General features: G+C 66.7%; 14 protein-coding genes and 1 tRNA gene. 3 read left to right on the forward strand and 12 right to left on the reverse strand.

Going from position 1 to position 17,699, the window contains the following annotated elements; all coding sequences use genetic code 11:
* Positions 1-79 precede the first annotated feature (79 nt).
* Entirely contained in the window at positions 80-511 is a 432-nt protein-coding gene (gene speD / locus IE88_RS0105975; protein WP_036766704.1) for an adenosylmethionine decarboxylase, read from the reverse strand.
* On the reverse strand, positions 508-1,674 hold the full coding sequence (locus IE88_RS0105980; RefSeq protein WP_031551601.1) for a type III PLP-dependent enzyme: 1,167 nt from the start codon (positions 1,672-1,674) through the stop codon (positions 508-510). The genes speD and IE88_RS0105980 overlap by 4 nt, the downstream gene beginning before the upstream one ends.
* 231 nt (positions 1,675-1,905) lie before the next feature.
* Here IE88_RS0105980 and IE88_RS0105985 point away from each other — a divergent pair, with 231 nt between their 5' ends.
* A complete protein-coding gene (locus tag IE88_RS0105985; protein WP_051881571.1) occupies positions 1,906-3,603 on the forward strand; it encodes an alkaline phosphatase D family protein in 1,698 nt (565 codons plus the stop codon).
* Positions 3,604-3,621: 18 nt separating this feature from the next.
* Here IE88_RS0105985 and hisD read toward each other — a convergent pair whose 3' ends face one another.
* From hisD to IE88_RS0106010, 5 genes are all read right to left on the reverse strand, one after another.
* Positions 3,622-4,911, reverse strand: a complete 1,290-nt coding sequence (gene hisD / locus IE88_RS0105990; RefSeq protein WP_031551606.1) for a histidinol dehydrogenase — start codon at positions 4,909-4,911, stop codon at positions 3,622-3,624.
* Positions 4,911-5,366, reverse strand: a complete 456-nt coding sequence (locus IE88_RS0105995; RefSeq protein WP_031551609.1) for a DUF2948 family protein — start codon at positions 5,364-5,366, stop codon at positions 4,911-4,913. The genes hisD and IE88_RS0105995 overlap by 1 nt, the downstream gene beginning before the upstream one ends.
* A gap of 53 nt (positions 5,367-5,419) precedes the next feature.
* On the reverse strand, positions 5,420-6,685 hold the full coding sequence (gene murA / locus IE88_RS0106000; protein ID WP_031551612.1) for a UDP-N-acetylglucosamine 1-carboxyvinyltransferase: 1,266 nt from the start codon (positions 6,683-6,685) through the stop codon (positions 5,420-5,422).
* Positions 6,685-6,813, reverse strand: coding sequence for a hypothetical protein (locus tag IE88_RS18840; protein ID WP_272945599.1), 129 nt, complete (start codon positions 6,811-6,813; stop codon positions 6,685-6,687). The genes murA and IE88_RS18840 overlap by 1 nt, the downstream gene beginning before the upstream one ends.
* Positions 6,814-6,839: 26 nt before the next feature.
* Positions 6,840-6,914: transfer RNA gene (locus IE88_RS0106010), tRNA-Thr, on the reverse strand.
* Between the two features lie 138 nt (positions 6,915-7,052).
* Between IE88_RS0106010 and IE88_RS0106015 the strand changes: the two genes are divergently transcribed.
* Positions 7,053-8,291, forward strand: a complete 1,239-nt coding sequence (locus IE88_RS0106015; protein ID WP_051881572.1) for a glycosyltransferase family 4 protein — start codon at positions 7,053-7,055, stop codon at positions 8,289-8,291.
* Positions 8,292-8,387: 96 nt separating this feature from the next.
* Here IE88_RS0106015 and IE88_RS18370 read toward each other — a convergent pair whose 3' ends face one another.
* Genes IE88_RS18370 through IE88_RS0106040 form a run of 5 tightly spaced genes read right to left on the reverse strand, consistent with a single transcriptional unit; the run spans position 8,388 to position 15,384 of the window.
* The gene (locus tag IE88_RS18370) at positions 8,388-11,399 is read right to left on the reverse strand and encodes a hypothetical protein (RefSeq protein ID WP_162178303.1); all 3,012 of its coding nucleotides are present in this window, start codon (positions 11,397-11,399) and stop codon (positions 8,388-8,390) included.
* Positions 11,400-11,412: 13 nt separating this feature from the next.
* Positions 11,413-12,306, reverse strand: coding sequence for an ATP phosphoribosyltransferase (gene hisG, locus IE88_RS0106025; protein WP_031551621.1), 894 nt, complete (start codon positions 12,304-12,306; stop codon positions 11,413-11,415).
* Positions 12,307-12,344: 38 nt separating this feature from the next.
* Positions 12,345-13,385 carry an ATP-grasp domain-containing protein gene (locus IE88_RS0106030; protein WP_031551624.1) on the reverse strand — a complete coding sequence of 347 codons (1,041 nt, stop codon included), beginning with the start codon at positions 13,383-13,385 and terminating at the stop codon, positions 12,345-12,347.
* A complete protein-coding gene (locus IE88_RS0106035) occupies positions 13,382-14,584 on the reverse strand; it encodes a tyrosine/phenylalanine carboxypeptidase domain-containing protein (RefSeq protein WP_031551628.1) in 1,203 nt (400 codons plus the stop codon). Before IE88_RS0106035 ends, IE88_RS0106030 begins: the two co-directional genes overlap by 4 nt.
* Complete coding sequence (locus tag IE88_RS0106040) at positions 14,575-15,384, reverse strand: N-formylglutamate amidohydrolase (protein ID WP_051881573.1); 810 nt, start codon at positions 15,382-15,384, stop codon at positions 14,575-14,577. Before IE88_RS0106040 ends, IE88_RS0106035 begins: the two co-directional genes overlap by 10 nt.
* A 155-nt stretch (positions 15,385-15,539) precedes the next feature.
* Here IE88_RS0106040 and IE88_RS0106045 point away from each other — a divergent pair, with 155 nt between their 5' ends.
* Positions 15,540-17,630 (forward strand): M13 family metallopeptidase, encoded by a 2,091-nt coding sequence (locus IE88_RS0106045; protein ID WP_031551634.1) that lies wholly within the window; start codon positions 15,540-15,542, stop codon positions 17,628-17,630.
* The last annotated feature ends 69 nt before the right edge of the window (positions 17,631-17,699 follow it).

A 17,699-nucleotide genomic window follows, 5' to 3' on the forward strand; every position in this document is an offset into this window, starting at 1 on the left:
GGCCCCAACGTGCCCTCACCCCAAATCGTAGATTTGGACCTCTCCCACAGGGAGAGGTGAAGCGCAAAATCGGCGCCTTTTACTCCACGCCCTCGCCGCGCAGGTGCTCGCCGACTTCCACCCGGTCCGCCTTGAAGGCGTGGCGGAGGATCTCGACGGCCTTTTGCGGCTGCGCGTCGCCGCACATGAAGACGTCGAAGGCGGCATAGCCGCGCTCGGGCCAGGTGTGCACGGAGATGTGGCTCTCGGCGAGCACCGCGACGCCCGAGAGGCCGCCGGACGGCAGGAAGGTATGGATGTGGATGTGCAGCAGCGTCGCGCCGCAGGCCTCGATGCAGGCGCGGAAGGTCGCCTCCATGTGGTCCTTGTCGGTCAGGCGCTCGGCATCGTGCAGGTCGATGATGAGGTGCGTGCCCGCGAAGGTCTTGCCGTCGCGGGTGATGAAGTGATCGAGCTCATCGCCCGTCTGGTGGGCGAGTTCGGGTTTCTTCTTGAATTCGACGACGCTCATTGGATCGCCTCCCAAATCTGTTCGTTGTCCTGGATGAAGACGGATCCGAAGGGATCGTCAGTGCACGCGGCTTCGGCGTAGTCGCCATAGCCGTTGAAACGGGTGGCCATGCAGCGCCCATAGGCGCCGAGCTGGCCGATCTCGATATAGTCGCCGGCCTGGGTGTCCTCCGGCAGGGAGAACGGCCCTTCCATCTTGTCGGCCGAATCGCAGGTGGGTCCGTAGAAGGAGAAGTCCGTCAGGATACCGCCCCGGCTGACGTTCCGGACCGGATAGACCCAATCCAGAGCGCCCGCGTCGTAGAGCGCGCCGTAAGTGCCGTCATTGAGGTAGAGGCAGTCGCCGCGGCGCGCCTCGACCTTGACGAGCAGGCTCGCCCCTTCGGCGGAAATCGCCCGGCCGGGCTCGCACCACAGCTCGGAGTTGCCTGTGGAGAGGAACGGCTCGAAGCGGCGGGAGATCTCGTCGACATAGGCCGACATCGGCAAAGGCAGCATGCCCGGATAGGCGGCCGGGAAGCCGCCGCCGACATCGAGGATGTCGAGGATCACGCCCGCTTCGACGACCGCGTTCTGCGCCAGCGCGATGGCCGCGTCATAGGCGCCCGAGGCGAGCGACTGGCTGCCGACATGGAAGCTGATGCCGAGCTTCGCCGCGGCCTGGCGCACGCGGCCCAGGAGCGACGGCGCCAGCGCCGGGTGGATGCCGAACTTGGACGTCAGCGGAACATGCGCGCCATGAGAGGCGACGGCGAGCCGCACGACGAGCGTGAGGTCGGACGCGTTCCCGGTCGCGCGCAGGATCTTGTCGAGCTCTTCCTCGGTGTCGAGGGAGAAGATGCGGACGCCGTGCTCGGAATAAGCCTCGGCGATCGCGCGCTCGGCCTTGATCGGATGCATGAAGGCGAGCGTCGCCGCCGGGAACAGCTCCCGCACGAGACGGATCTCGGACAGGCTCGCCACGTCGAAATGGTCGATCCCGCCGGCCCACGCCGCTTTCAGCAGCCATGGCTCGGGGTTCGCCTTCACGGCGTAATAGGTCTGGCCCGGAAAATTGTCCGAGAACCAGGATGCCGCCCGACGCACGGCGTGCGGGCGGATGCAGAACACCGGTTCGTCCGGCTGGGTCTCGGCTAGCTGCCGCGCGCTTTGGTATTTTGCCACCGCATGGGGTCCCCTTTCGGCAGGCGGCTACGACTTCGGTTTTTGTGGTCGAAGTCCTGACCGCCACTTCTGGAAAAGCGCCGTCCCCCTGGGTGGGCCACCTCGCGTGGCAGATACGGGTCGCGGCGGGAGGCGCAAATAGAGCCGCTCGAACCGGCTGACAACCCACCTATGAGACGAAATTGACGCAATAACCCTGAATAAGGGCATGGCAGCGACAGGGGCAGCGCGATGACTCTCACCAGAAGACGGCTCCTCGCCGGCGGGCTCTTCGGCCTGGCCGCTTGCGGGTCCGCCGGATCGGCCTTGATGAAGTCGGAAAGGCTCGCCGCATCAGGGACTTTCAGCAGCGGCGTCGCCAGCGGCGACCCGCGAACGGACAGCGTCGTCCTATGGACCCGCGCCGCGCCCGCAGGGGCGGGCGGCACGGTGAGCGGCATGGCGGAGCTATCCGATTCGCCCGATTTCGACCGAATCGTCTGGTCCGCGCGATTCGAGACGGGGCCGTCCCGCGACTACACCGTGAAGCTCGTGGCGGACGGTCTCGAACCCGGACGGCGCTATCACTACCGGTTCCTCTCGGGCGATGCGGTTGCGACCGGGCGCACGCGCACCCTGCCCGAACAGGCGGAACGGGCGCGATTCGCCATCGTCTCCTGCTCGAACTACCCGTTCGGCTATTTCAATGCCTATGACCATATCGCCCGCGGCGACTTCGATGCGGTCATCCATCTCGGCGACTACATCTACGAATACGGGCGCAGAGGCTATGGCGGCGATGTCGGCAAGACGCTCGGCCGCCAGCACGAGCCTGCGCACGAGATCGTCACGCTGGACGATTACCGGCGACGGCATCGTCAGTACAAATCCGACCCCTGCTCGCAGGCCATGCATGCCGCCCACCCCTTGATCGCGATCTGGGACGACCACGAGACCGCGAACAATTCCTGGGAGGGCGGCGCGCAGAACCACCAGCGCGACGAGGGCGACTGGAACGACCGCCGGCGGGCGGCGCTGCAGGCCTATTACGAGTATATGCCGGTTCGCGACCCTGAGCCGGGGCGTTCGCGCGAGGCGCTCTACCGCGACTATAGCTGGGGCGGCCTCCTAAGCCTTGCCGCCATCGAGACGCGGCTGACGGCGCGTTCGGAGCAGTTCGAATATTCCGACATCGTGCCGCAGCTGACCTCGCCCGAAGCGATCGCGGCCTGGCGCCGCGACAAGCTCGAGGATTCGGGCCGCACCCTCATGGGCGAGGCGCAGCTCGATTATCTCGAGAGCGTGCTGCGCCGCTCGGTCGAACGGTCCGAGCCCTGGCGCCTGGTCGCCAACCAGGTGATCATGGCGCGGGTCACCGCGCCCAACCTCGTGCCCCATGTGACGGAGGCGGATCTCCTCGAGCTCGAACAGCAATGGGACCAGGTCCGCGCCTTCGTGCAGTTCTCGGCCCTCGGCCTGCCCCTCAACGTCGATGCCTGGGACGGTTATCCGGCCGCGCGCCAGCGCTTCTACGAGAGAGCGCAATCGGCCGGGGCGCGGGACCTGATCGTGCTGACCGGCGACACGCATGAATTCTGGGCGAACGACCTGCGCGACGATGACGGCTCGCCGATGGGCGTGGAGCTCGGCACGACCGGCGTCACATCCCCCGGCCCGACCGGCTATCTGCGCGACAAGGCCTTCGACTACTCGCTCCTCCTGCGCCGCGAGAACCCGGATGTCCGCTGGCACGGCACGGGAAGCTACGGCTATATCGACCTGCAGCTCGACGGGGATCGCGGCCAGGCCGATTTCGTCACCGTCTCGGACATCCTGTCGCCGGAATACGAGCCGGGCCGGCAGGCGAGCATCGGCCTCGAAAAGCGCGGCGGCACGGTCGCCTTCCGCCGCCCGCGCGGCCTGGGCCTCAAGGAGCGTGTGCTGTTCTGAGCGAAGCTCGAAGCGCCCTCAATCGAGCCGGCGCTTCACGCTCTGCGCATGGCTGTGCAGGCCTTCGGCCTCCGCCAGCGTGACGGCGGCGGGACCGATCCGGCGCACCGCCTTCTCGGACAGGCCGGTGATGGTGGTCCGCTTGAGGAAGTCGAGCACGGAGAGACCAGAGCTGAACCGCGCGGCCCGCGCCGTCGGCAGGACGTGGTTCGGCCCCGCCACGTAATCACCGACCGCTTCGGGCGTATGCCGCCCGAGGAAGATCGCGCCGGCATGGCGGATGCTCGTCAGCATGGCGTCGGGATCTTCGACGGCGAGTTCCAGATGCTCCGGCGCGAGGCGGTCGACGAGGCGCGGCGCATCGCCGAGGCCCGGCACGACGATGAGGGCGGAATTGTCCTCCCACGCCCGCCGCGCGATCTCCTCGCGCGGGGACGCGCGAAGCTGCGCCTCCGCCGCTTCGGCCACACGGTCCGCGAAAGCGGGATCGTCGGTGATCAGGATGCTCTGCGAGGAAGCATCGTGCTCGGACTGGCTGAGGAGGTCGGCCGCGATCCAGTCGGGATCGTTGTCCGCATCGGCGACGACGGTGATCTCCGAAGGCCCGGCGATCGAATCGATGCCGACCTGGCCGAAGACCTGCCGCTTGGCGGCGGCGACATAGGCATTGCCCGGCCCGACGATCTTGTCCACGGGCGCGATGGTCTGCGTGCCGTAAGCCAGCGCTGCGATCGCCTGCGCGCCGCCCACCCGGTAGATTTCCGTGACGCCGGCGATCCCGGCGGCGGCCAGCACCAGCGGGTTGAGGGTTTCGTCAGGGGTCGGAACGACCATGACCACGCGCCCCACCCCCGCCGCGCGGGCGGGGATCGCGTTCATCAGGACCGAAGAGGGATAGCTCGCGGTGCCGCCCGGCACATAGAGGCCCGCCGCATCGACCGGCGTCCAGCGCCATCCCAGCGTCGCGCCCGCATCATCCGTCCAGCGCTCGTCCTCGGGCAGCTGACGGCGGTGATAGGCCTCGATGCGGCCCGCTGCGAGCTGAAGCGCCTCGATTTCGGCGGGAGGGCATTTGGCGCGCGCCGCCTCGATCTCGGACTGCCCGATAGCGAGCCTGTCCGGCGTGAGCGCGAAGCGGTCGAAACGCTCGGTCAGGGCGCAGAGGGCGACGTCACCCTCCTCCCGCACGCGCGCGATGATCTCGGCCACCGCGTCGCCGACCTCGGCCGAGGCCTCGCGCTTGAGGTGAAGGAGACGCTCGAACTCCGCTTCGAAGCCCGGCGCCCCGGTGCGCAGACGGCGAACCATCACGGCGCCTCTTCGTGGTTCGGCCTGCTCCGCGTCGCCCAGGGGTCGCTGAGATCCTCGAGCGTCAGGTTGATGGCTTCGACATCGAGTGCGATGGCGCCGCCGCCCGCGAGGTTCAGGATGATAGTGCCCGTCCCGTCCTCGCCAGCCTCGAAGCGCACGGCGAGGATGCTGACAACGGCATCCTTGGACGACAGGTCGACATTCTTGCTGCGCACCCGCACGACGTCGTCGAAATGCGCGCCCGTCCGCACCCGCGCGAAGGGCCCGCGGCTCTTCCTCACGCCCTCCTCCCAGACGAAGCGGTTGGCGACGAGGACGAAGCGGCGCGCGCGCGGCAGGAAGGCCATCTCTCCGGTCTTCGCGACCGCGTCCTGCAGGACGGCAGAGACCACTTCGAGGTCTTCCTCGTCGGCGGCCATCAGGGCGAGCGGCGTGTATGTCTTGGGCTTCATGACAGCCCACCTAGAGGCTTTGCGCCTCTTCGCACAGTGGCAAAGTCGGCGCGTCAGCCCTCTTCAGGCACGCGCTCGACCAGTGCGCCGACCTGACGCAGCTTCTCGTCGAGCCGCTCGAAGCCGCGGTCGAGGTGGTAGAGGCGCGAGACCATGGTCTGCCCCTCCGCCGCAAGGCCCGCGATGATGAGCGACATCGACGCGCGCAGATCGGTCGCCATGACCGGGGCGCCCTTGAGGCGCGGCTTGCCGATCACCGTTGCGGAGCGGCCCTCGACCTTCACGTCGGCGCCCATGCGCATGAGTTCGGGAACGTGCATGAAGCGGTTCTCGAAGATCGTCTCCCGGATCGTCGAGGTTCCATCGGCCATCGCCATCAGCGCCATGTACTGCGCCTGAAGATCGGTGGGAAAGCCCGGAAACGGCTCTGTCTGAACGGATGTGCCCCGCGTCGGGCGGCCCCATTTGGTCACCCGCAAACCGCCATCCTCTTCGCGCAGGGCCAGCCCGGCCTCTTCGAGGATGCCGTCCGCCGCGCCCAGAAGTTCGAGGCGCCCGCGCCTGAGGAACAGCTCGCCCCCCGCCGCGCCGACGGCCATGGCGTAGGAGCCCATTTCGATCCTGTCGGCCAGAACCTCATGCTCTGCCCCGTGCAGGCGATCCACGCCGTCAATGGTGATCGTGGAGGTGCCGTCGCCCTCGATCTTCGCGCCCATGGCCCGGAGGCAGGTCGCGAGATCGGCAATCTCCGGCTCCCGCGCGGCATTTTCCAGAACGGTGCGCCCTTCGGCCAGCGTCGCGGCCATGAGGGCATGTTCGGTCGCGCCGACCGAGACGAAGGGAAAGGCGATGCGCCCGCCCCTGAGCCCGCCCGGCGCCCGGGCCTGCACATAGCCCTCGTCGAGCGCAATTTCCGCTCCCATGGCCTCGAGCGCCTTGAGGTGGAGGTCGACCGGGCGCGCTCCGATGGCGCAGCCGCCGGGCAGCGAGACCCGCGCCTCGTGCTCGCGCGCGAGGAGCGGACCGAGCACGTTGAAGCTCGCGCGCATCTTGCGGACGATGTCGTAAGGGGCGGTCGTCGAAGAGATGTCGCGCGCGTGGATCGTCAGCCCGCTGCCATCGCGCTCGACGGAGGCGCCGTGATTGCGCAGGAGCGTCGTCAGCTGGCGGACATCGGCGAGGTCGGGAACCTGGTCGAGGCGCAGCGCCTCGTCCGTCAGGAGCGCGGCCACCATGACTTTGAGAGCGGAGTTCTTGGCGCCGGCGATCTCCACCTCGCCATAGAGTTCGCGTCCGCCAATGATCGCGAGCCTGTCCATCAGCGCTCCTCCCGCGGCGGTTTCGCCGCCTTCCTGCGGCGCAGATTGCGCCGGAGCTGCTCGGCCAGCCGCTCTTCCTTGGATTTGGGTTCGGGGCGGCGGGGCCCATCGTCGTTCCGGTCCGCCATGCCGTCCTTCGTCCGGTTCGGGGCCCTGGTGCCGCTGGAGAGAATTGAACTCTCGGCCTCACCCTTACCAAGGGTGCGCTCTACCACTGAGCTACAGCGGCGGGACCAAGGCGGCCCCTCTAGGGGCGACGGACGGCCCCGTCAAGGACCGCCCGTCACGACTGCAAAATACTTTTGGTTGTCTCTTGCAACCTGTGCAACCAACGCGACCGGAAGATGCATAGGGAACGAGCGACAGCATGACGGTAGACCTCGATTACACGCGGCGCAGCCGATGGCCGGATAAGCGCCTGCCCCTGGATTTCGGCGCGGCCGCCACCTTCGACCAAGGCGGGCACCGCGCCCGCAGGCCGCTGCGCATCACCATCGTCCACTGCAACGGACACGGAGCGTTGGTCGGCGGGTTCAGGATGATCGCGGACTATGCCGAAGCGCTCCGGAGCGCCGGACACAGCGTCACCCTCATTTCCCCGAAGCCCGCGCGCGAGCGCCTCTTCGGCGGTCCGTGGCGGCGCCTGCCGCTCTACAGGAAAGCTCAGCTGCAAGACGATTTTCTGCGCGGCCGAGGCCTGAACAACATCGTCCTCGACCGCACGGGCCCCTTGGCCGCCGCCGATCTTCCCGATGCGGACATCGTCATGGCGACGTGGTGGGAAACAGCCGAATGGGTGCGCGCCCTGCCGCCCGCCAAGGGGCGCAAGATCCATTTCGTGCAGGGTTACGAGATGTTCGACTACCTGCCCCTCGACCGCGTGCGGGCGGTGCTCGACGATCCGATGCCGAAGATCCTCGTCGCGCCCTGGCTGGAACGGATCCTGCGCGAAGAGCATGGCGCGACGGATGTGACCGTGGTCCCCAATGCGGTTGATACGACGCGCTTCGTGCCGCCGACCCGCGACGGCATCCCCGAGCCGCGCTTCGGCCTCCTCTTCTCGAAAACCCCGATCAAGAACATGCCGCTGGCCAGGAGCGCCTTCGACCTCGCGCGCAGGGGACGCTCCGACCTCTCCTTCATCAGCTTCGGCGCCACCGCTCCCGGGGCGGACGAGCTGACGGCGCTCGAGCGCTTCGCTCTCCGCCCGCCACAGGCCGAGATCCCGTCCCTCTACGGCGCCTGCCGCGCCTGGCTCCTGCCCTCGACCTCCGAAGGGTTCGGCCTTCCGATCCTCGAGGCGATGGCCTGCGGCACCCCCGTCATCTCGACGGCCGTCGGCGCGGCGCCGGACATCATCGACGGCACGAACGGCATCATCGTCGATGCCCAGCCGCAGGCCTTCGCGATGCAGATCCGCCGCTTCGCCGACATGCCCGCCGCCGAATGGCTGATGATGTCGAAGCGGGCGCGGGCGACGGCGGAACGCTTTTCCCGGAAGGGCGGAGGCCGCAGCTTCGAACAGGCGGTGAGACAGCTCGCGCAGCGCGGCGAGGGCTCCGCCGCTTCGCCTGCGCCCCGCCAAGAGCTGACTGAGCCGGCCTGAAGCGGGTCCAGCCGCGGGGCCCTGAACGGCCCTGCGGCTGGTGTTCTCTCCGTGCCGCGAAAGGTCCGCGGCCCGGGCCCCCGCAGGAGGCTGCGCCTAGCGGCGGAGCCTCGACCGGATCGGCATCGACGAGGTCGAATGCGAGGCGGGAGGCGTGAGAGGCTGGCGCCGCTTCTCCCAGATCCGCTCCCACGGCTCCTCGGTCCATGGATCGGCTTCTTCGAGCCAGGGGTTGGTGTCCACGAGATTGCCCTGCCGATCCTCATCCTTCGTCACGTGCCCATAGTCGGAGACGCCGATGATCAGGGGCTGGTCGAGAAGTGCCTCATGCAACGCGTCCTGCAGCTGGGCGGCTTCGGGCGAGGCTTTCCACCGGCGGAATGCCTGCTTGGTCGAGGATGCCCACTTGCCATTCTCGAAGGTATGGTCGCCACCTTCGTAGAAATCGATCATCGCACCGCCCTGATCTGCAACGCGCGACACGATCCAACGGTACTGCCGCATCATGCCGGACAGGCTGTCGCTGAACTTGTGCATGTCCGTCTCCGGATCGACGGGGTCCGCGGGAAGCGTGAGCCAGCGGTCGAGGACATATGCATTGAGGCTTCCGTCCCGCCTCTTCTCATCGATCTCGGCATCCTTCAGGCCAGCGAACAGGCTTCTCCATGGGCCGCCGAGCGTATTGTGGTAGGTCGTCAGGGAGACGGTGAACAAAGCCCCGACATCGTAGTTCCCGTCAGCGTCGGTGGGGATCAGGGCATAATTCGTCGAGCCGGTCCACATATCCCCTTCCGCCGCCCACCGCTCGACATCAGCAGCCCCGTCGCGAGCGCCTTCGAAAGCCCAGTCAATGGTATCGAGCCAAGCGGTCTGGGCCGAGAACTCTCCGATCCAGTTGATGTCCGGATGACGGGCGTGGAGGCGGGAGAGGACCTGGATCATTCTGCGTCCCGCGCTCTTCACGGCCGCTCGTGTGTTCACGCCGCTGTCCTTCTCGAGCGTGTTCCAATCGACATACCATGGGTCGGTTGCCTCGAACTGGGCTCTGCTGTCGCGGTAGCCAGGGGCTTCGGCATTGGTGAACTCGTAGAGCGTCTTCGGCATGCCGGCGAAATAACGGTGATCGTCACGGAAACCGCCACCGGAGTTCCAAATTTCATTGCCGACGGCGACCTTGACGTACTCGTAGTCCACACCGTGATCGGCGGCCCACCGCACATGATCGGCGATCTCGTCGATATAGGCGTCGAGTTCGGGCCCCACGGCCCGCTGCGGGATGAAGATCTGCGGATTTAGGACGTGTCCGTCCTCGGTGAGCCGACTCGCCTCGTAATTCATGCGCAGCGCCGCCTCGAGCGGCATGCCACCCGCATAGCTGCCGTTGAGGTGACGGGCATGGTCCCAAGGGAAATGGCTGAAAGGCAGAACCTGCGTTGCACCCTCCCAGGTGCCCTGCTTGTCGAGGCTGTTGCGCTCAGTGTGCAGGAGTTCAGCCACAGAGTTCTGGGCCAGAGTGTCAAGATGGCGCAGCGCGTTATAACGGTCGGCGAAGAGCTCGAGATAGCGCTCCGACCAGACATTCCCCGCCTCGTGCCGCGCGCGGTCGCCTGTCGGCTTCCCGTCCACGTCCTTCACCTGATAGATCGAAAGACGCCGCCATTGCCGGGCCGTGCCGCCCCGCACCTGGATTTCGAGGAATTTCAGCCCCACAGGCACCTCGACCGTCCACTCTTTGCGGACAAACCCGTCACCCAGATATACGATGCTCGGCCCGCTGATGGTCTTGTACTCCGCGGCGACCCGGGGCTCGATATTCAGGCGGGCATTCTCTTCGTGCTCAACGACGATCGTATAGGTGCCGGCGATCCAGCGCTCCCAGTCGATGTCGCGGGAAACATCATAGAACACGCCGGCCTGGAGGTGCATATCTCCTTTCGCGAACCTGTCAGCGTACCGCCCTGCACCAAGATCGGGCAGGCCGTAAGCATTCGACGGAATATCCCGCAGATCCCTGCGGTACCGGACAGAATTGTCGGGCCAGGTGAAGCCGACCTTGTTCAGATCTTTGCCGCTTTCGTCCTTCAGGTTCCAGAGCGTCAGCATGCGCGACTTGTCCAGGACAGGCGAGGACGGGTTCCAATAGTTCAAGCCGCTCGGATTGAGCTGAACGATCCGCTCACGCGGCAGATCATAGGCCAGCATCTCCGGCGCGCCTTCGGCCCCGGCGAACGGGTTCGCATGGGTCTCGATCGTCACCGGCCCCTGCGGGGTCTGCGGCTGCGCTGATGGCGGCACGGGCTGCTGCGGGTCGGGGTCGTCCACCAGAGGCTCGGGGTCGGTGGTGGGTGCGGGAGCCGGGCTCGGCGCCGTCGGCGCGGGAGCCTGCGTCGTCGGTGCGGGAAGCGGCGCTGCCGGCGTCGGCGCGGGAGCGGGCGCGGCCACGTCCGGAAGGCGCGTGGCAGGCGTCGCGGGCGAAGAGGGCAGCGTCGGCTTGGCCCCGCCGGCAAGCGGGGCTGCGGGCGCAGCCGCCGGCCCCTTGGCCGTCCAGGCGGCGGTGCGGACCGCCCCTGCCCTGTCCGACAGGCATCCAGCGCCGCCGCGAACGACCTTGAACGCGCAGAACGTGACCTGACCGACCTTTGCCCGCAAATGGCCTTCCGCGTCCGAAATGCGCAGCCGGTCGAAAGGCAGTCGGGCGTCGAAGGTGATCGTGCCCCCCGGTTCGCTGACCTGCACGTCCTGGGTCTGAATGACGCGTCCGCCCTGAACCGCCTCGAGGCGGAACGTCGCGACCGATCCGTAGACGTCCCGCACATCGTGCAATTCGAGCGCGAGAGATCGCGCCGCGCCACCTGGTACTGCGAGGTCGATGACCTCTCCCGGTCCGATGCTCTTGCTTCCCACCAGAGCGGCGGCAGTGAGTGTCAGCGCAGTCAGCAGCATGGTTCTCGGCTCCCAGCAGCGCATCGGCGTCTGCTGGGGCTGTGCCCTGCGACCGATGCGTGTGAGCCGACTGCCTAGACGGAGAGGTTGTAAGGCCAGGTTCTCTCTCCTTCGTGATCTCGAACCGTTGGAGTCATACAGCGTTAACAGCCGTGACCAAAACAAGGCCGAACGATGGTCAGCTGAGCATCTTGTCCACGTCGAGAACGAGAATAGCGCTCGCGCCGAGGGCCTTGAGCTCTTCGAGATGCTCCCAGACCACCGCATCGGTGCTGAGAACGTGCAGGGCCACCATGTCGCCGGCGCCCGCCAGATCCAGCACGGTGGGGGAGTCCGCGCCCGGCAGGACATCCCTGATCGCGTCGACCGCCGAGCGGGGCGCGTTCATCATCACATATTTCGCGTCGCGCGAGCGCATCACGCCCCGCATCCGCGCGAGCAGCGCATCGAGCGTTGCCTGCTTCGCCGGCGGCAGCGTCCCGCCCCCGCCGATCAGCAGCGCCTCCGAGCGGAAGATGGTCTCGGCGACTTTGAGCCCGTTGGCATCCAGCGTGCCGCCGGTGGAGACGATGTCGCAGATCGCGTCCGCGACGCCGAGGCGCGGCGCGATCTCCACCGCGCCGTTCATCGTCACGGTGCGGCCATCGACGCCGTTCTCGCGCATCCAGCGCTCGGTCAGCGCCGGGTAGGATGTGGCGACTGTCTTCCCGGCGAGATCCTGCGGCCCCGCATAGTCCTGCGACTTGCGCACCGCGATGCAGAGGCGGCACCGCGAGAAGCCGAGCGGCAGAATGATTTCGGCCTCTCCCGCGCCGCCCGTCAGCGCCTCTTCCTCGAAGACGTTGCCGCCGATGATGCCGAGATCGGACGAGCCGGAGGCGACGAGGCCCGGAATGTCGTCGTCGCGGACCAGAAGAAGGTCGATCGGCAGCTCGGCGATCCGGGCATAGAGCCGGGTACGCGACTGGCTGGCCTTCAAGCCGCAACGGGCGAGGAGGTCGAAACTGTCATCGGCGAGCCGTCCCTTTTTCTGGACGGCGAGGCGGAGGCGGGCATCGTCTGGAGCGCTCATGGGGCGGTCATAGAGCCCCCGCCCCGCCCCGCAAGACGCTACATGATCGCAATGTCGTCGTTCGACAGCTTGCCCTTGTAATGCTCGCGCAGGCGGACCTTGCGTTCGAGGTCCTCGATGATGGCGCCGGCGAAGTCCGCATCGGTCAGGGACTCGATGAGGTTGATGCCGCCGGGAGTGTCGACGTTGATCTCCATCATCTTGTCTCCGACGATGTCGAGCCCGGCGAGATACATGCCGTCGCGGATCAGCTTCGGGGCGCAGATCTCGGCGAGGCGCAGGGCATCCTCGTCCGGCTGCGCCATCTCGATCTGGCCGCCCGCGGTGAAGTTGGACCGGGCATCGCCGCTGTCATTGTACCGGCGGAAGCAGGCATAGGTGTCGCCCACCTTGAGGGGCTTGCCGTTGAGCGTGATCAGCCGCAGGTCGCCATCGGCGGCCTTGGGCAGATATTCCTGCACGATCGCGTAGCCGTCGCGCACCGTCGCCTCGATCATGACGTTGAGGTTTGAGGCGCTGTCCTCCTTGACGATGAAGACGCCCTGCCCGCCCGAGCCCTGGAGGGGCTTGATCACGCCCCTGCCGCCCATCTTCTCGATGAAGGCCTTGATCTCCTCGGGGTCGCGCGTGATGCAGGTGGCGGGGCGGATCGCCTCGGGGAATTGCTGGAAATAGGTCTTGTTCGACGCGTCCGTCAGGTGCTGCGGATCGTTGAGCACGATCACGCCCATCGATGCGGCGAGCTGCGCGAAGAGAAGGCCGGAGGTCGGCGCCCAGGGGCGCGATTCCAGCTCCTGCGCCGGATCGGACCGCAGCAGGACGACGTCCTGCTCGGTCAGCCGGATCCGCGTCGGCTCGGCATCCTTGAGGTCGGCCAGGATGTCGGCATCGTCCTCGTATTCGGTCTTGCGAGGCTTCGAGGCGAGCGCTGCGACATGCCCGTCGGGCTCATAGGTCGAATCGACGATGCTGGTCAGCGAGACGTCGTGTCCATTCCTGACCGCGCGCCGGGCCAGCCGGATCGTAGTGTAGTCTTCCTTCTCGGTCTGGACGTCATTGACGACGAAGGTCAGCTTCATGGTGCGGGTGTCCTTTGGAAGAGTTGGTCCACGGTCATGGTGCGTGCGCGGTCGAGCCTGCGCTGTGCCTGCGGATCGCTGAGGAAGCTCGGCAGGAGTTCGGCCGGGACGAGCCACCCCTCCTCGAGGAGCTGAGAGATGGTGTGGCGCTGGGCGAGGCTGAACTTGCCCAGGAGGAGGAATTCGAAATCGCCGTCCTCCGCGAGATAGGCGAGCAGTTCCCGCAAGCCGCCGAGATAGAGAGCGTCCTTGGTGAGCCCTCCTCCACGCTTCGCCCTGACGGCGATATCGAAGGCATCGTCGATCAGGAGGCCTTCTTCCTCGTGGAGGCGCGCGAAGATCTCGCAGACGCTCTTGCCGTCCACGGCGAGGTCGCAGGCGATGACCCGCGCGGCCAGAACCCGCAGCCGCCGCGGCGGCAGATAGCCGGTGAGGTATTCCGCGAAGGTGCCCAGCCCCTCCTGGAGCGCGTCGTAATGGGCCAGTCCGACCTCGAGTTGGCGCAGGGGCTGGCGGCGGCCATTGTGCCGGGTCAGCACGTGGATCCCGACCTCATGGGCCACGAGGGGCGCGATCCGGTCATGGCGCAGATGCATGGACCGCGCGATGTGGAGATGGCCGTGATTGACCATCAGCATCGAGTTGAGGTCGTCCTCGACGATGATCTCGGAGCGGAAATCCGGTGCCTGGGCGCGATAGCGGTCGAATTCGACCTTGGAGGCGGCGACCATGTCTTCAAAGGTCGCCTCCTCGGCCTCCGCGGGGCCGCGCTCGACCTTGTCGAGAATGTCCTGCGCGATGGTGAGGAGCCTCGGATCGGTGCCGCCGAAGAGGTCGATCGAAGCGGGCACGAAGCCGTCCGTGTCGCGGAGCTGGACGAGCTCGATCTGCCGGTCCACTTCACGCTGCTTCTCGCGGAGAAGCACCTGCAAGGAGGGCTCTTCGATGTCGCGGACGGGCAGGCCGAGCAATTCGTCGCGCAGGCCGCTCAGATCGGCGCGCTGCGGCGGATAGCGCAGGACGGGCTCTTCGGTGAAGCCGCTCTCCTTGAAGCGCTCCCACATCTGGTCATTGCCGAGCGGCGAGAGCGCGACGAGCCAGTCGACCTGCTCATCGATCCGCGCCAGCGCCTCGTCGACCTTGTCGGCGACGGGCGGAAGCGGACGCGGCTTGGGCGCGGGGACGTCGTCTAGCGGCAAGAGAGCAACTCCTTTCTCGCGGCGCAGGCAGCGACATCGAGTCCCGCACGGAGGTCTTCGATCACCGGCAGGAAGGCCGTGCCGGTCCACTCATCCATGTAGAACTTCTTGTATTCGAGCGTGATGGTCGCGACGTCCGCGCCGTAATTCGCAAACACCCATTCGGGCCAGTGACCGCCATCGGGGTAACGGACGTTCTCCCTCACGTCGAGTTCGCGGGACTGGGCGGGCTGGGCCGCTAGCGCGGTTTTGAAGACGTCGAGCACGCCCCCGAACCGCTCCCTGTCGAGGGTCGTCACGCCGAGATCGATGTCGGGATTGTCCTCCTGCGGACCATGCCGGCCATGCGGCCCGTCGCGCCGGTGATTGTAGCTGTGGATGTCCAGCACCAGCACCTTGCCGCATTCGGCGATCAGCCCCTCGATCCAGGTCGCCATCATGTCGTAGAATGCGTCATAGACCGCGAGCGACCGCTCGATCATCTCGTCCGGCGGCGTCTCCTTCCAGACCTGAAGCCCCCAGCTGTCCTCGGGCTTGAGGTAGATGGCGCTGTCGCGCGGACGGTTGAGGTCGGCCTGGAAACGCGATGTGTAATTGCGGAAGGCGTCGTCGCCCACCGTCGACCAGAGGCCGGTCATCGGATCCTCTTCGCGGCGCTGGTCCTGCTCGGAAATGGCGAGATAGGGCTTCAGCTCATCGCGCATGACGTGGCCGGCATGCACCGCGGTCGCCAGGACCGGGCCGCCTCGGCGCTGGATATCCCAATGCGGACGCAAGGCTGCATCGCAGTCGTCCTTCATAGTTCTTCTCCTGCACGCGTTGAAACTTGCCGTCCCAACAGCGCCGCGCCGCCGGTAGTTGCCCCGCGCACTGTTTTGTCAGCGCCGCCGGCTTGGGCTAAGAGGCGCGCACGGCCCGCTTGCGGGCCTTTGTTTTGCTCAGCATCCGAGGCCACATGACGAAGACCCTTCTGCTTGCCGGCGCTGCCGCCCTCGCTCTTGCCGCCTGCTCTTCGGACACAGAGGAGACCGCCGCCCAGGCGCCCGCCGCCGCGGCGGCCGAGGCGCAGGATCAGGACACGGCGCTTGCGACCGAACCGGAGCTCGGCTCGTTCGGCATCGTGCTCGCCGACATGGACGAGACGGTCGAGCCCGGTGACGACTTTTTCCAATACGTCAACGGCAAATGGCTCGACAGCTTCGAGATCCCTGACGAGTTCTCGAGCTATGGCGCCTTCACCGTGCTTTTCGAGCGCTCGGAGGAGCGGGTCCAGGAGATCATTCAGGAAGCCGCGCGGAGCGATGCCGCCCAAGGCTCGGTCGAGCAGAAGATCGGCGACTACTTCGCGAGCTTCCTCGACACGGAGGCGATCAACGAAAAGGGGCTGGAGCCGATCCGGGCCGATCTCGACTATTACGACTCCCTTGAGAGCCATGACGACGTGGCCGCGGCCTTCGCCGACATCTCGCGCGCATCCGAAGCGCCGATGGGCCTCTATGTCGACGTCGATTCCAAGGACCCCGACAGCTATGCGGTCTACATGACCCAGTCGGGCCTCGGCCTGCCCAATCGCGATTACTATCTGAAGGAAGAATTCGCGGACAAGGCGGAGGCCTATAAGGGCCTGCTCGCCACGATGCTCCGCTTCGCCGGCGAGGAGAATCCTCAAGCCGCCGCGGAGCGCGTCTACGCGCTCGAGGAACGGCTGGCCGAAGCGCATTGGGACCCCGCCAAGCGCCGCGACCGCAACCTGACCTACAACCCCTATACGGTCGAGGAGCTGTCCGAATACGCGCCGCAAATGCCGTGGCAGCAGATCATGACCGATCTGGAGCTCGGCGGCGAGACCCGCGTTATCGTGCGCGAGAACGATGCGATCCAGGCCTCGGCCGAAGTCTTCGCCGACACGCCGGTCGAGGTGTGGTCGGACTATCTCAAGGCGCATGCCCTGATCGAATACGCTTCTGTCCTGCCCAGCGAGATCGACGAAGCCGTCTTCGACTTCTACGGCCGCGAGCTGCGCGGCACGCCCGAGCAGCGCGAACGGTGGAAGCGCGGCGTCGCGGCCGTCAACGGCGCGCTCGGCGAGGCCGTCGGCGAGGTCTATGTCGACCGCTACTTCCCGCCCGAGAGCAAGGCGCAGATGGAAGAACTGGTGGACAACCTCAAGACGGCATTCCGCGGCCGCCTCGAAACGCTCGAATGGATGGGCGAGGAAACCCGCGAGGAGGCACGCGCCAAGCTCGACGCCTTCACCACCAAGATCGGCTATCCCGACGAGTGGACCGACTATTCCGATCTGGACGTCGTCCGGGGCGATGCCATCGGCAATAAGAAGCGGGCGGACCGCTTCGCCTATGAGGAGATGATCTCCAAGCTCGGCGGCCCGATCGACGAGGGCGAGTGGTTCATGACGCCCCAGACGGTCAACGCCTACTACTCGCCGAACCGCAACGAGATCGTCTTCCCCGCGGCGATCCTTCAGGCGCCCTTCTTCGATCCCAATGCCGATCCGGCCGTGAACTATGGCGGCATCGGCGCGGTGATCGGCCACGAGATCGGCCATGGCTTCGACGATCAGGGCCGCAAGTCCGACGGCACGGGCATGCTGCGCGACTGGTGGACCGAAGAGGACGCGGCCCGCTTCGACGAGAGGACCGCGAGCCTCGGCGAGCAATATGCGGGCTATTCGCCGGTCGAGGGCCATTCGGTGAACCCCGACCTGACGATGGGCGAGAATATCGGGGACCTCGGCGGCCTGACTATGGCCTATGACGCCTACAAGCTCAGCCTGGACGGCGAGGAAGCGCCGGTGATCGACGGCATGACCGGCGATCAGCGCTTCTTCGCCTCCTGGGCGCAGGTCTGGAAGCGGCTCTATCGCGAAGACGAGTTGAAGAACCGTCTGGCGACCGATCCGCATTCGCCCTCCGAATACCGGACCAACGGCGTCGTGCGGAACATGGACGCCTGGTACGAGGCCTTCGGTGTCGGCCCGCAGGACGATCTCTACCTGCCGCCCGAAGAGCGCGTGCGCATCTGGTAGGAAAACCGGGCCGCGGGGATGCGCCAGTCCTCGCGGCCCCGGTGACTGTCACTTAACGGTACTGTGTTA

Source organism: Parvularcula oceani, assembly GCF_000733125.1.
GTDB classification, from domain to species: Bacteria; Pseudomonadota; Alphaproteobacteria; order Caulobacterales; family Parvularculaceae; genus Parvularcula; species Parvularcula oceani.

What these genes read in the sequence shown, in the direction of transcription:
- speD (WP_036766704.1), bottom strand. Translation starts at nt 511, where the DNA reads ATGAGCGTCGTCGAATTCAAGAAGAAACCCGAACTCGCCCACCAGACG.
- IE88_RS0105985 (WP_051881571.1), top strand. Translation starts at nt 1,906, where the DNA reads ATGACTCTCACCAGAAGACGGCTCCTCGCCGGCGGGCTCTTCGGCCTG.
- hisD (WP_031551606.1), bottom strand. Translation starts at nt 4,911, where the DNA reads ATGGTTCGCCGTCTGCGCACCGGGGCGCCGGGCTTCGAAGCGGAGTTC.
- IE88_RS0105995 (WP_031551609.1), bottom strand. Translation starts at nt 5,366, where the DNA reads ATGAAGCCCAAGACATACACGCCGCTCGCCCTGATGGCCGCCGACGAG.
- murA (WP_031551612.1), bottom strand. Translation starts at nt 6,685, where the DNA reads ATGGACAGGCTCGCGATCATTGGCGGACGCGAACTCTATGGCGAGGTG.
- IE88_RS18840 (WP_272945599.1), bottom strand. Translation starts at nt 6,813, where the DNA reads ATGGCGGACCGGAACGACGATGGGCCCCGCCGCCCCGAACCCAAATCC.
- IE88_RS0106015 (WP_051881572.1), top strand. Translation starts at nt 7,053, where the DNA reads ATGACGGTAGACCTCGATTACACGCGGCGCAGCCGATGGCCGGATAAG.
- hisG (WP_031551621.1), bottom strand. Translation starts at nt 12,306, where the DNA reads ATGAGCGCTCCAGACGATGCCCGCCTCCGCCTCGCCGTCCAGAAAAAG.
- IE88_RS0106030 (WP_031551624.1), bottom strand. Translation starts at nt 13,385, where the DNA reads ATGAAGCTGACCTTCGTCGTCAATGACGTCCAGACCGAGAAGGAAGAC.
- IE88_RS0106040 (WP_051881573.1), bottom strand. Translation starts at nt 15,384, where the DNA reads ATGAAGGACGACTGCGATGCAGCCTTGCGTCCGCATTGGGATATCCAG.
- IE88_RS0106045 (WP_031551634.1), top strand. Translation starts at nt 15,540, where the DNA reads ATGACGAAGACCCTTCTGCTTGCCGGCGCTGCCGCCCTCGCTCTTGCC.